Origin of the sequence: Rathayibacter sp. AY1C4, assembly GCF_002932195.1 — a bacterium.
GTDB lineage: Bacteria > Actinomycetota > Actinomycetes > Actinomycetales > Microbacteriaceae > Rathayibacter.
In genome coordinates this window covers 113,416-126,710 of the sequence record NZ_PSWE01000003.1, presented here as the reverse complement: position 1 = coordinate 126,710, position 13,295 = coordinate 113,416, and the positions used below count along the sequence as shown (strand labels likewise).

The window sequence follows — 13,295 nt, the reverse complement described above, 5'->3', positions numbered from 1 at the left end:
AGGCATGAGCACCGACACCCCCCGCGAGCCCACCGCCGTCGACGCCGTCGCCGAGCGCTGGGTCGACACGCTCGTCGACCTCGACCCCACCCTCGGCACCGCGATCGGACGCAGCGGCGCGAACGGCCGTCTGGGCGACTACTCGCCGGCCGGTCTCGAGCAGGCCCGGGCGGCGACCGCCTCGGCCCTCGCCGAGCTCGAGGCCGCCGACCCCGTGGACGACGTCGACCGCGTCACGGCCGCCGACCTCGGCGCCGAGCTCCGGCTCTCCCTGGAGGGGCACGACGCCGGTCTGCCGCTGCGGGACCTCAACGTGATCGCGTCTCCGGCGCAGGAGCTGCGCGACGTCTTCGACCTGATGCCGACGGACGAGGTCGCCGACTGGGAGGCGGTCGCCGAGCGGCTGCTGGCCGTGCCGGCCGCCCTCGAGGGCTACGCGGAGACCCTGCGCGAGGGGATCCGCACCGGCGTGGTCCCCGCCCGCCGCCAGGTCGAGCTCGTCGCCGAGCAGGCGCGGAAGATCGCCGCTCCCCGCGGGTTCTTCGCCGAGCTGGCCGCGGAGGCCGCTCCCGCCGCCGGATCCCTGCCCGCGTCGCTCGCTCAGCGACTGGAGGACGGCGCCCGCCGTTCCTCGGCCGCCTACGGGTCGCTCGCGCAGTTCCTCCGGGGCGAGCTCGCCCCCGCCGCGACCGAGCAGGACGCCGTCGGCCGGGAGCTGTACGCGCTGCACTCCCGCCGCTTCCTCGGCGCTGTCGTCGACCTCGACGAGACCTACGAGTGGGGGATCGAGGAGCTGGCCCGCATGACGTCCGAGCAGGAGGCGATCGCGCGCGAGATCCTGCCCGGCGCCTCCGTCGCCGAGGCGATCGCCCACCTCGAGGCGGACCCGGCCCGCACTCTGCACGGCGTCGACGCTCTGCAGGCCTGGATGCAGGAGACCAGCGACCGCTCCGTCCGCGAGCTCGCCGGCACCGCCTTCGACATCCCGGAGGAGGTGCGCCGCCTCGAGTGCAGGATCGCGCCGACCCAGGAGGGCGGCATCTACTACACCGGTCCGAGCGACGACTTCTCGCGCCCGGGGCGGATGTGGTGGTCGGTCCCGGCCGGAGTCACCGAGTTCGCCACCTGGCGGGAGCTGACCACGGTCTACCACGAGGGCGTCCCGGGCCACCACCTGCAGATCGGCCAGGCCGTCCACAACCGCGCCCGCCTCAACACCTGGCGCCGTCAGCTCGCCGGGACCTCCGGCCACGCCGAGGGCTGGGCGCTCTACGCGGAGCGGCTGATGGAGCGCTTCGGCTACCTCGACGACCCGGCCGACCGCCTGGGCATGCTCGACGGACAGCGGATGCGCGCGGCGCGCGTCGTGCTGGACATCGGCGTGCACCTCCAGAAGCCGATGCCGGGCTCCGGCACCGTCTGGACCGCCGACTCGGCCCTCGACTTCCTGCGGGCCAACGTGAACATGGACGACGCGTTCGTGCGCTTCGAGGTGAACCGGTACCTCGGCTGGCCGGGGCAGGCTCCGTCCTACAAGATCGGGCAGCGGATCTGGGAGCAGCTGCGCGACGAGGCGGAGGCGCGCGAGGGCGCCGCGTTCTCGCTCGCGGCCTTCCACCGGAGGGCGCTCGACCTCGGCGGCGTCGGTCTCGACACCCTCCGCTCCTCCCTCGCCGGCTGACTCCGGAACCCGCGCCTGGACGGGCGCGGCGAGATTGCCGTGCGCCTCCCGGGGCGTCTAAGCTGGGGTGTCACATCTGTGGCGCCGCCGTGCCCGCGGCGCGCGAGGAAGGCCGGTCCTCCGGCCGGCCGAGCGCGGCTCCCGGGCCGGAGGCACATCCCTCACCACCGCAGTGGTCACCACTCCGCCGAGCCGCGAGGCCCGCAGGCGGCCGCCGCCCGAGACCCATCCATCCTGGAGCATCCCTTAATGACAACCGCAACGACCGACAAGGCAACCAAGCAGGTCGCGATCAACGACATCGGGTCTGCTGAAGACTTTCTTGCCGCGGTCGAAAAGACTCTGAAGTTCTTCAACGACGGAGACCTCATCGAAGGCACCGTCGTGAAGATCGACCGCGACGAGGTCCTCCTCGACGTCGGCTACAAGACCGAGGGCGTCATCCCCTCGCGCGAGCTCTCCATCAAGCACGACGTCGACCCCTCCGAGGTCGTCAACGTGGGCGACAGCGTCGAGGCCCTCGTCCTCCAGAAGGAGGACAAGGAGGGTCGCCTGATCCTGTCCAAGAAGCGTGCGCAGTACGAGCGCGCGTGGGGCGACGTCGAGAAGATCAAGGAGTCGGACGGCGTCGTCACCGGCTCGGTCATCGAGGTCGTCAAGGGCGGTCTCATCGTCGACATCGGCCTCCGCGGCTTCCTCCCGGCCTCGCTCATCGAGCTGCGCCGCGTCCGCGACCTCACGCCGTACCTCGGCCAAGAGATCGAGGCGAAGATCCTCGAGCTCGACAAGAACCGCAACAACGTGGTCCTGTCGCGTCGCGCGCTCCTCGAGCAGACCCAGTCCGAGAGCCGCACCACGTTCCTGAACAACCTGCACAAGGGTCAGGTCCGCAAGGGCGTCGTGTCGTCGATCGTCAACTTCGGCGCGTTCGTCGACCTCGGCGGGGTCGACGGTCTCGTCCACGTCTCCGAGCTCTCCTGGAAGCACATCGAGCACGCCTCCGAGGTCGTCGAGGTGGGCCAGGAGGTCACCGTCGAGATCCTCGAGGTCGACCTCGACCGCGAGCGCGTGTCGCTCTCGCTCAAGGCGACCCAGGAGGACCCGTGGCAGGTCTTCGCCCGCACCCACGCGATCGGACAGGTCGCGCCGGGCAAGGTCACGAAGCTGGTCCCGTTCGGTGCCTTCGTCCGCGTCGCGGACGGCATCGAGGGCCTCGTCCACATCTCCGAGCTGTCGGGCAAGCACGTCGAGCTCGCCGAGCAGGTCGTGTCGGTCGGCGAAGAGGTGTTCGTCAAGGTCATCGACATCGACCTCGACCGTCGCCGCATCTCCCTCTCGCTCAAGCAGGCGAACGAGAACGTCGACCCCGAGGGCACCGAGTTCGACCCGGCGCTCTACGGCATGGCCACGGAGTACGACGACCAGGGGAACTACAAGTACCCCGAGGGCTTCGACCCCGAGACCAACGAGTGGCGCGAGGGCTTCGAGTCGCAGCGCGAGGCCTGGGAGCTGGAGTACGCCGCTGCTCAGGCGCGCTGGGAGGCCCACAAGGCCCAGGTCGCCAAGTCGCAGGAGGAGGCGGCCACCGTCTCCGAGGGCGTCTCGGTCGGCGCCGGCTTCACCAGCGAGTCGACCACCGGCGGCACCCTCGCCGACGACGAGTCGCTCGCCGCGCTCCGCGAGAAGCTGTCCTCGAACAACTGATCGCGAGCACATCGCATCGAACGGCCGGTCCCCTCGGGGGCCGGCCGTTCGGCGTTCCGGGCGACGGCGCTGGGTAGGGTGGCCGGGTGCATCTCGTCGCCCTCACCGGAGGCATCGCCTCGGGCAAGTCCACCGTCGCCCGCCGTCTCGCCGAGCACGGAGCGGTGGTGGTCGACGCCGACGTCCTCGCGCGCGAGGTCGTCGAGCCGGGGGAGCCGGCGCTGGCGGCGATCGCCGAGCGCTTCGGCCCGTCCGTGATCCGCGCGGACGGCGCGCTCGACCGCCCGGCGCTCGGCGCGATCGTCTTCTCGGACGCGGCGGCCCGCGCCGACCTCAATGCGATCACCCATCCGGCGGTGACGCTCCGCTCGCAGCGGCTGTTCGCGGAGGCCGCCGAGGCGGACCCGGCCGCGGTGGTCGTCTACGACGTCCCCCTCCTCGCCGAGGGCCGTGGAGCGGGGGAGTTCGACGAGGTGGTCGTCGTGCACGCGCCGCAGCACCTCCGCATCGAGCGTCTCGTCGCCCTCCGGGGACTGACCGAGGAGGAGGCTCGTGCGCGGGTCTCGTCGCAGGCGAGCGACGAGGAGCGCCTCGCCCTCGCCGACGTCGTGATCGACTCCTCCGGCACGCTGGAGGAGACGCTCGCTCGGACCGACGCGCTGTGGGAGCGTCTCGCCCGCTGACGGTCCGTCCCGGACACCCGCCCTCGTGGCCGAGCGGCCCGGCCGGAGAGCGCAGCCCCGTTCGCCGCCAGCGCACGCGCCGTCCGGTGTCGGTGGTCGCGGCTACGCTTCGAACCATGGAGCCAACCCGTGCCGTGCACCCGTTCGAGGTCATCAGCGAGTACAAGCCGAGCGGTGACCAGCCCGGCGCGATCGCCGATCTGAGCGCCCGCATCAACGCCGGCGAGACCGATGTCGTCCTGCTGGGCGCCACCGGGACCGGCAAGTCCGCGACCACGGCCTGGCTCGTCGAGGCCGTGCAGCGCCCCACGCTCGTGCTCGCGCACAACAAGACCCTCGCCGCGCAGCTCGCCAACGAGTTCCGCGAGCTGTTCCCCAACAACGCCGTCGAGTACTTCGTCTCGTACTACGACTACTACCAGCCCGAGGCCTACGTCCCGCAGACCGACACCTTCATCGAGAAGGACAGCTCGGTCAACGCCGAGGTCGAGCGGCTGCGCCACTCCACCACGAACTCGCTCCTGAGCCGCCGCGACGTGATCGTGGTGTCGACCGTCTCCTGCATCTACGGCCTCGGCCAGCCCGAGCAGTACCTCGAGGCGATGGTGGCGCTCCAGGTCGGCCAGCGGGTCGACCGGGACCGCCTCATCCGCAAGTTCGTGTCGATGCAGTACGCGCGCAACGACGTCGACTTCGCCCGCGGCACCTTCCGGGTGCGGGGCGACACGATCGAGATCATCCCGATGTACGAGGAGCTCGCGATCCGGATCGAGATGTTCGGCGACGAGATCGAGGCGCTCTACACGCTCCACCCGCTCACCGGCGACATCGTCCGGAAGCTCGACTCCGTGTCGGTCTTCCCCGGCTCGCACTACGTCGCCAGCCAGGACGTCATGCACCGTGCGATCGACACCATCCAGCAGGAGCTCGAGGTGCGCCTGGCCGACCTCGAGAAGCAGAACAAGCTCCTCGAGGCGCAGCGCCTGCGGATGCGCACGACCTTCGATCTCGAGATGATGCAGCAGATCGGATTCTGCTCCGGCATCGAGAACTACTCCCGCCACATCGACGGCCGCGAGTCGGGCGAGGCCCCGCACTGCCTGCTCGACTACTTCCCGGACGACTTCCTCGTCGTGATCGACGAGTCGCACGTGACGGTGCCGCAGATCGGTGCGATGTACGAGGGCGACGCGTCCCGCAAGCGCACGCTAGTCGAGCACGGCTTCCGCCTGCCCTCGGCGATGGACAACCGGCCCCTGAAGTGGGAGGAGTTCAAGTCGCGCGTCGGTCAGACCGTCTACCTCTCGGCGACCCCGGGCCGCTACGAGATGGGCATCGCCGACGGCATCGTCGAGCAGATCATCCGCCCGACCGGCCTGATCGACCCCGAGATCGTCGTCAAGCCGACGAAGGGCCAGATCGACGACCTGCTCGAGGAGATCAAGCGCCGCACCGAGCGCGACGAGCGCGTGCTCGTCACGACGCTGACGAAGCGCATGGCCGAGGAGCTCACCGACTTCCTCACGGAGGCCGGCGTCCGGGTCCGCTACCTGCACTCCGACGTCGACACCCTGAGGCGCGTCGAGCTCCTCTCGGAGCTGCGAGCGGGCGTGTACGACGTCCTGGTCGGCATCAACCTGCTGCGCGAGGGGCTCGACCTGCCCGAGGTCTCGCTCGTGGCGATCCTCGACGCCGACAAGGAGGGCTTCCTCCGCTCGTCCACGTCGCTCATCCAGACGATCGGCCGTGCGGCGCGCAACGTCTCGGGCGAGGTCCACATGTACGCCGACAAGGTGACGGACTCGATGCGGCTCGCGATCGACGAGACCGACCGCCGACGCGAGAAGCAGGTCGCCTACAACCTCGACCACGGCATCGACCCGACGCCGCTGCGGAAGAAGATCGCCGACATCACCGACGCCCTCGCCCGCGAGGGGGCCGACACCGCCAAGCTGCTCGCCGGGCGCGACGCCAAGAAGAAGAGCCCGACGCCGAACCTGCGCCGTCAGGGTCTCGCCGCGAACGGCGGCAACGACCTCGAGGCGATCATCTCCGACCTCAACGGGCAGATGCTCCAGGCGGCGGGCGAGCTCAAGTTCGAGCTCGCGGCCCGGCTGCGGGACGAGGTCCAGGAGCTCAAGCGCGAGCTCCGCCAGATGGAGAAGGCCGGGCACCTGTCCTGATCGGGGGCGCTGATCCGCAAGGGGAGGGGCCCGCGGATCAGCGCCCAGCGAACGCCACGGGCGATGTCGGTGGCTCCGCATACACTTTCGGAGTGTCGATCCTGAACGCCGTTACGGACCCCTCCTCCACCCCCTCTCCCTCCTTCCACCGCTTCGTCTCCTCGCTCGACGAGTCGTCCTCGAAGCTGGTGGTGAGCGGCGCGCGGGTGCACAACCTGCAGAACGTCGACCTCGAGATCCCGCGCGACTCGATGGTGGTGTTCACCGGTCTCTCGGGCTCGGGCAAGTCCTCCCTGGCCTTCGACACGATCTTCGCGGAGGGCCAGCGGCGCTACGTCGAGTCCCTCTCCGCGTACGCCCGCCAGTTCCTCGGGCAGGTGGACCGGCCGGACGTCGACTTCATCGAGGGCCTCAGCCCCGCGGTCTCGATCGACCAGAAGTCGACGAACCGCAACCCGCGCTCGACCGTCGGCACGATCACCGAGATCTTCGACTACATGCGTCTGCTGTGGGCGCGCATCGGCGTCCCGCACTGCCCCATCTGCAGCGAGCGGATCTCCGCGCAGACCGTGCAGCAGATCGCCGACCAGCTGATGGAGCTCGAGACCGGTACCCGCTACCAGATCCTCAGCCCCGTCGTCTCCCAGAAGAAGGGCGAGTTCGTCGACCTCTTCAAGGAGCTGACCGCGGGCGGCTACTCCCGCGCCATGGTGGACGGGAAGCTCGTCCAGCTGAGCGAGCCGCCGGTGCTCAAGAAGCAGTACAAGCACGACATCTCCGTCGTGGTCGACCGGCTCGTGGCCGGCCCCGACGTCCTCGGGCGCCTCACCGACTCGCTCGAGACGGCCCTGCGGCTCACCGACGGCATCGTGCAGATCAACTACGTCGACGGCGAGGGCGACGGCGCCTGGACCACCTACTCCGAGAAGCTGTCCTGCCCCAACAACCACCCGATCTCGCTGACCGAGATCGAGCCGCGGACCTTCTCCTTCAACGCGCCCTTCGGCGCCTGCCCGGAGTGCTCGGGCCTCGGCACGCGCATGTCGGTCGACGACGAGCTGCTGCTCGGCGACCCCGACCTGAGCATCGCCGAGGGCGTCATCATCCCCTGGACCACCCAGGGCAAGGGCTTGTTCCAGTACTACGAGAAGCTGCTCGACGGCCTCTCCCGCGACCTCGGCTTCACGCTCACCACCCCGTGGAAGCGCCTCAGCACCGAGGTGCAGCAGGCCGTCCTCCACGGCGACAACTTCGAGGTCAAGGTCAAGTGGAAGAACCGCTACGGCCGCGAGATGAGCTACACCTCGGGCTTCGAGGGCGTCGTGCCCTACATCGAGCGCCAGTTCGTCCAGGCCGAGACCGACGTCCAGCGCACCCGCTGGTCCGAGTTCCTCCGCGAGGTGCCCTGCCCCGTGTGCAAGGGCTCCCGCCTGAAGCCGGAGGTGCTCGCCGTGCTCGTGCACGGGGCGAGCATCGCGGACGTGGCCGACCTCAGCCTCGGCGACGCCCAGGACTTCATGAGCCGGCTCGAGCTGACCGACCGCGAGGCGCACATCGCCGCGCAGGTGCTGCGCGAGATCCGCGCGCGCATCGACTTCCTCATCGAGGTCGGGCTCAACTACCTCAACCTCTCGCGCGCCGCCGCCTCCCTGTCGGGCGGCGAGGCGCAGCGCATCCGCCTGGCGACCCAGATCGGCTCCGGGCTGACCGGCGTGCTCTACGTGCTCGACGAGCCGAGCATCGGCCTGCACCAGCGCGACAACCGCCGCCTGATCGACACCCTCATCAAGCTGCGCGACCTGGGCAACACGCTGATCGTGGTCGAGCACGACGAGGACACCATCCGCACCGCCGACTGGATCGTCGACATCGGCCCGGGCGCCGGGGTCAACGGCGGCAAGGTCGTGCACTCCGGCTCCTACGAGTCGCTGCTCGAGAACACCCACTCGCTCACCGGCGACTACGTCTCGGGCCGCAAGGCGATCGAGGTCCCGAAGAAGCGGCGGAAGATCGACCGCAAGCGGATGATCAAGGTCGTCGGGGCGAACGCCAACAACCTCCGCAAGGTCGACGCGGAGTTCCCGCTCGGCACGTTCGTCGCGGTCACCGGGGTCTCCGGCTCCGGCAAGAGCACCCTCGTGAACGACATCCTCTACCGCGTGCTCGCCAACCAGCTCAACGGCGCCCGCAAGGTGCCGGGCAAGCACACGCGCGTCACCGGCCTCGAGAACCTCGACAAGGTCGTGCACGTCGACCAGAACCCGATCGGCCGCACGCCGCGCTCGAACCCCGCCACCTACACGGGCGTGTTCGACCGCATCCGCAACCTCTTCGCCGAGACCACCGAGGCGAAGGCGCGGGGGTACCTGCCCGGACGCTTCAGCTTCAACGTCAAGGGCGGCCGCTGCGAGGCCTGCTCGGGCGACGGCACCATCAAGATCGAGATGAACTTCCTGCCCGACGTCTACGTGGCGTGCGAGGTCTGCGGGGGAGCGCGCTACAACCGCGACACACTGACCGTGCACTACAAGGGCAAGAACATCGCCGAGGTGCTCGACATGCCGATCGCCGAGGCGGCCGACTTCTTCGAGCCCATCACGGCGATCCACCGCTTCCTCCGCACGCTGGTGGAGGTGGGCCTCGGCTACGTCCGCCTCGGCCAGAGCGCGACCACGCTCTCCGGCGGCGAGGCGCAGCGCGTCAAGCTGGCCACCGAGCTCCAGCGCCGCTCCAACGGCCGCAGCGTCTACGTGCTCGACGAGCCGACGACGGGCCTGCACTTCGAGGACGTCCGCAAGCTCCTCCTCGTCCTCAACGGCCTGGTCGACAAGGGCAACACGGTGATCACCATCGAGCACAACCTCGACGTCATCAAGTCCGCCGACTGGCTGATCGACATGGGTCCCGAGGGCGGCGCCGGCGGCGGACAGGTGGTCGCGGTGGGCACCCCCGAGCACGTGGCGAAGGTCGAGGGCAGCCACACCGGCATGTTCCTCGCCGAGATCCTCGGCTGACGCGAGCGAGAGGCATGGCGCAGACAGTCGACTTCCGGCCGAAGCCGGGTGAGATCCCGACCCTCCCCGGCGTGTACCGCTTCACGGACGCCCGGGGGCGGGTGCTCTACGTGGGCAAGGCCAAGAACCTCCGCGCGCGGCTGAGCAACTACTTCGCCCCGCTGCCGAGCCTGCACGAGCGCACCCGCCGAATGGTCACCTCGGCCTCCGGGGTCGAGTGGACCGTCGTCGGCACCGACGTCGAGGCCCTGCAGCTCGAGTTCACCTGGATCAACGAGTTCGATCCCCCCTTCAACGTCAAGTTCCGCGACGACAAGTCCTACCCCTACATGGCGGTGACGCTCGGCGACGAGGCCCCGCGGGTGATGGTCACGCGGAACGCCAAGATCAGGAAGGCCCGCTACTTCGGGCCCTACCCGAAGATCTGGGCGATCCACGAGACGATCGACCTGATGATCAAGGCGTTCCCGATCAGGACCTGCAACGACTCCAACTACAAGCGCGCCATGCAGAGCGGCAAGCCCTGCTTCGCGTCGCAGATCGGCCGCTGCGGCGGGCCCTGCTCCCACCGTGTCACCTTCGCCGAGCACCGCGAGATGGTCGACCGCTTCGTCGCCTTCATGGGCAGCCACGACCGCCGGATGATCGGCGAGCTCGAGAAGGAGATGCGCGAGGCCGCCGCGGCGATGGAGTACGAGCGCGCCGGCAAGCTGCGCGATCAGGCCGCCGCCCTCGACGCGGTCCTCGCCAAGAGCGCGGTCGTGCTCAAGGACAACGTGGACGTCGACCTCTACGCGATCGTCCACGACGAGCTCGCCGCCTCCGTGCAGCAGTTCCGGGTCCGCGGCGGGCGCATCCGCGGCGAGCGGGGCTGGGTCGTCGACAAGGAGCTCGACATGAGCACGGCGGAGCTCGTCGACACGGCCCTCCAGGCCGCCTACGAGACCGGCGACGTCCCGCCCCGGGAGGTCGTCGTGCCGGAGCTGCCCGAGGACACCGAGGCGCTCGAGGAGTGGCTGAGCGGACTGCGCGGCACGAACGTGCGCCTCCGAGCGGCCCAGCGCGGAGACAAGGCCGCCCTCCTCGAGACGGCGACGCAGAACGCGAAGCACTCGCTGATGCTCTACAAGACCCGCCGCTCCGCCGACTTCACCGCTCGGACGCAGGCCCTGGAGGACATCCGCGACGCCCTCGGCATGAGCGAGGCGCCGCTCCGGATGGAGTGCTACGACGTCTCCCACCTCAGCGGCACCAACATCGTCGCCTCGATGGTGGTCTTCGAGGACGGGCTCGCGCGGAAGGACCAGTACCGGCGGTTCTCCATCGCGGAGTCGACGGACGACACCGAGTCGCTGCACCAGGTGCTCACCCGCCGCCTCGCGTACCTCCGCGAGCCGGTCGAGCCCGCGGCGGTCGACCCCGAGACCGGCGAGGCCAAGCGGCGCAAGTTCTCGTACCCCCCGCAGCTGCTGATCGTCGACGGCGGCCAGCCGCAGGTCGCAGCCGCGCAGCGCGCGCTCGACGAGTCCGGGGTGACCGGCATCACCCTCTGCGGGATCGCCAAGCGCCTCGAGGAGATCTGGCTGCCGGACTCCGACTTCCCCGTCATCCTGCCGCGCAACAGCGATGCGCTCTTCCTCTTCCAGCGCATCCGCGACGAGGCGCACCGCTTCGCGATCACCCACCAGAGGACGCGTCGCAAGCGCGACATCTCGTCGCAGCTGGCCGAGGTGCCCGGGCTCGGAGGCACGCGAGTTCGCGACCTGCTGAAGCACTTCGGATCCGTCGCCCGGCTCCGCGAGGCGGGCGAGGCCGAGATCGCCGAGGTCAAGGGCATCGGCCCGACGCTGGCGGGCGCGATCCACGCGCACCTGCATCCGGACGGATCCGCCGTCGGGGGCACGCCTTAGGCTGGAGGCCCGCGCTCCGGGGGAGAGCGGCCGGTGCCCGGCACCGAGGACACGAGCAGACACGAGCACGGAGAGCGCATGAGCACGGAGAGCGAGCAGCAGGACGTGCTGATCGTCACGGGGATGTCCGGAGCGGGCCGGTCCACGGCCGCGAACGCGCTGGAGGACCTCGGCTGGTACGTCGTCGACAACCTGCCGCCGCAGATGCTGCGCCCGCTGGTCGACCTGGCGCAGCGTGCAGGGGACACGCTGCCGAAGATCGCGGCGGTCGTCGACGTCCGCGGACGCGACTTCTTCGAGGACCTCGGCGACATCGTCCGCGAGCTGCGCGCCGGGGTCGACCTCCGAGTGGTGTTCCTCGAGGCCACCGACGCCGCGCTCGTCCGCCGCTTCGAGCAGGTGCGCCGTCCGCACCCGCTGCAGGGCCGGGGGACCCTCCTCGACGGCATCTCCGCCGAGCGGACGCGCCTCGCTCAGCTGCGGGAGTCGGCCGACATCGTCATCGATACCTCGGACCTCAACATCCACCAGCTGGCCACCAGCATCACCGAGCGCTTCGCCGAGGCCGGCCGCGCGGGCCTCCAGGTCACGGTGATGAGCTTCGGCTTCAAGTACGGGCTGCCGACGGACGCCGACATGGTGGCCGACGCGCGGTTCCTGCCGAACCCGTACTGGATCCCGGAGCTGCGTCCGCACACGGGTCTCGACGAAGAGGTGAGAGACTACGTGCTGGCCCAGCAGGGCGCCGAGGAGTTCATCGACTCCTACTCCCGGGCCCTGCGCCCCGTGCTCGACGGCTACCAGCGCGAGAACAAGCGCCACGCGACCATCGCGATCGGCTGCACGGGAGGCAAGCACCGCTCCGTCGCGGTCGCGGGCCGTGTCGCGGCCCGTCTGGCCGAGCTGCCGGGCGTCGCCGTCAACGTGGCGCACCGCGACCTCGGCCGAGAATGATCCCCGCGCGCTCAGCCGCGCACCCGACGTAAGGAAGACTCCGTGGCCCTCACCGCAGACGTCAAGGGCGAACTGGTCGCGATCGTCTCGCGCAAGAACACCGTCCGTGCCGCCGAACTGGCGACCATCCTCCGCTTCTCCGGAGGACTGCACATCATCTCCAACCGCCTCGCGGTCGAGGTCGAGCTCGATTCCGCCCCGCTCGCGACCCGCGTGCGCCGCGACCTCGCCGAGCTGTACGGCGTCCGCAGCGAGGGCAGCATCGTCTCGGCCGGCGGATCCCGGAGGACCACGAGCTGGCTGGTGCGCGTCGTCGAGGGCGGGGACACCCTCGCCCGGCAGACCGGCCTCCTCGACCAGCGGGGCCGGCCCGTCCGCGGCCTGCCCAACCGCCTCACGACCGGCTCCCGCGAGGAGCTCGCCGCCCTGTGGCGCGGCGCCTTCCTCGCCCAGGGCTCGCTGACCGACCCGGGCCGCTCCGCGGCGCTCGAGATCATCTGCCCCGGCAACGAGGCGGCCATGGCGATCGTCGGAGCCGCCGGACGCCTGGGAGTCCAGGCCAAGTCCCGCGAGGTGCGCGGCGTCCACCGGGTCGTCATCCGCGACGGCGAGAGCATCAGCGCGATGCTCACCCTGATGGGCGCGACCGCGACCGTCGCGAGCTGGGAGGAGCTGCGCCAGCGCCGCGAGGTGCGGGCGACCGCGAACCGCCTCGTCAACTTCGACGACGCGAACCTCCGCCGCTCCGCCCAGGCCGCCGTCGCGGCGTGCGCCCGCGTCGAGCGCGCGATGGAGATCCTGGGCGACGACATCCCCGAGCACCTTCGCTACGCCGGGCGCCTTCGCCTCGCGCACCGCGACGCGAGCCTCGACGAGCTCGGCCACCACGCCGATCCGCCGATGACGAAGGACGCCGTCGCCGGCCGCATCCGCCGCCTCCTCGCGATGGCCGACAAGCGCGCGTCCGACCTCGACATCCCGGGCACCGACGCGAACCTCCCGGCCGAGCTGCAGGACCTGTAGGCCCGGCCGCACGGCGCGCCCCGCCCGGCGAACGCTGAGTGTCTCCTGGTCGAACAACGCAAGCCCTCCGAATGCGGAGGGGCCCCCTCGCTAGACTGATCGGGTCGCTCAGGACACTCCCGGCCCTCCTCCTCCGCCTCGCG

At 70.4% G+C, this 13,295-nt stretch carries 8 protein-coding genes; all 8 read left to right on the top strand.

Going from position 1 to position 13,295, the window contains the following annotated elements; genetic code table 11:
* Window positions 1–4 precede the first annotated feature (4 nt).
* The 8 genes from C5C99_RS02595 to whiA all read left to right on the top strand — a co-directional run bounded on the left by C5C99_RS02595 (window position 5) and on the right by whiA (window position 13,152).
* On the top strand, window positions 5–1,681 hold the full coding sequence (locus C5C99_RS02595; protein ID WP_104339552.1) for a DUF885 domain-containing protein: 1,677 nt from the start codon (window positions 5–7) through the stop codon (window positions 1,679–1,681).
* Window positions 1,682–1,930: 249 nt separating this feature from the next.
* Window positions 1,931–3,385, top strand: a complete 1,455-nt coding sequence (gene rpsA / locus C5C99_RS02590) for a 30S ribosomal protein S1 (RefSeq protein WP_104225298.1) — start codon at window positions 1,931–1,933, stop codon at window positions 3,383–3,385.
* An 86-nt stretch (window positions 3,386–3,471) separates the two neighbouring features.
* Complete coding sequence (coaE, locus tag C5C99_RS02585) at window positions 3,472–4,068, top strand: dephospho-CoA kinase (protein ID WP_104221899.1); 597 nt, start codon at window positions 3,472–3,474, stop codon at window positions 4,066–4,068.
* A gap of 116 nt (window positions 4,069–4,184) precedes the next feature.
* Complete coding sequence (gene uvrB, locus C5C99_RS02580; RefSeq protein ID WP_104221901.1) at window positions 4,185–6,251, top strand: excinuclease ABC subunit UvrB; 2,067 nt, start codon at window positions 4,185–4,187, stop codon at window positions 6,249–6,251.
* Between the two features lie 188 nt (window positions 6,252–6,439).
* The gene (uvrA, locus tag C5C99_RS02575) at window positions 6,440–9,265 is read left to right on the top strand and encodes an excinuclease ABC subunit UvrA (protein ID WP_258063608.1); all 2,826 of its coding nucleotides are present in this window, start codon (window positions 6,440–6,442) and stop codon (window positions 9,263–9,265) included.
* 14 nt (window positions 9,266–9,279) lie between these two features.
* On the top strand, window positions 9,280–11,175 hold the full coding sequence (gene uvrC / locus C5C99_RS02570; RefSeq protein WP_104268633.1) for an excinuclease ABC subunit UvrC: 1,896 nt from the start codon (window positions 9,280–9,282) through the stop codon (window positions 11,173–11,175).
* A 78-nt stretch (window positions 11,176–11,253) separates the two neighbouring features.
* A complete protein-coding gene (rapZ, locus tag C5C99_RS02565; RefSeq protein ID WP_097166020.1) occupies window positions 11,254–12,129 on the top strand; it encodes an RNase adapter RapZ in 876 nt (291 codons plus the stop codon).
* Between the two features lie 42 nt (window positions 12,130–12,171).
* Complete coding sequence (gene whiA / locus C5C99_RS02560) at window positions 12,172–13,152, top strand: DNA-binding protein WhiA (protein WP_104221905.1); 981 nt, start codon at window positions 12,172–12,174, stop codon at window positions 13,150–13,152.
* The last annotated feature ends 143 nt before the right edge of the window (window positions 13,153–13,295 follow it).

Coding starts and splice junctions, on each gene's coding strand:
- C5C99_RS02595 (WP_104339552.1), top strand. CDS start 5: ATGAGCACCGACACCCCCCGCGAGCCCACCGCCGTCGACGCCGTCGCC.
- rpsA (WP_104225298.1), top strand. CDS start 1,931: ATGACAACCGCAACGACCGACAAGGCAACCAAGCAGGTCGCGATCAAC.
- uvrB (WP_104221901.1), top strand. CDS start 4,185: ATGGAGCCAACCCGTGCCGTGCACCCGTTCGAGGTCATCAGCGAGTAC.
- uvrC (WP_104268633.1), top strand. CDS start 9,280: ATGGCGCAGACAGTCGACTTCCGGCCGAAGCCGGGTGAGATCCCGACC.
- rapZ (WP_097166020.1), top strand. CDS start 11,254: ATGAGCACGGAGAGCGAGCAGCAGGACGTGCTGATCGTCACGGGGATG.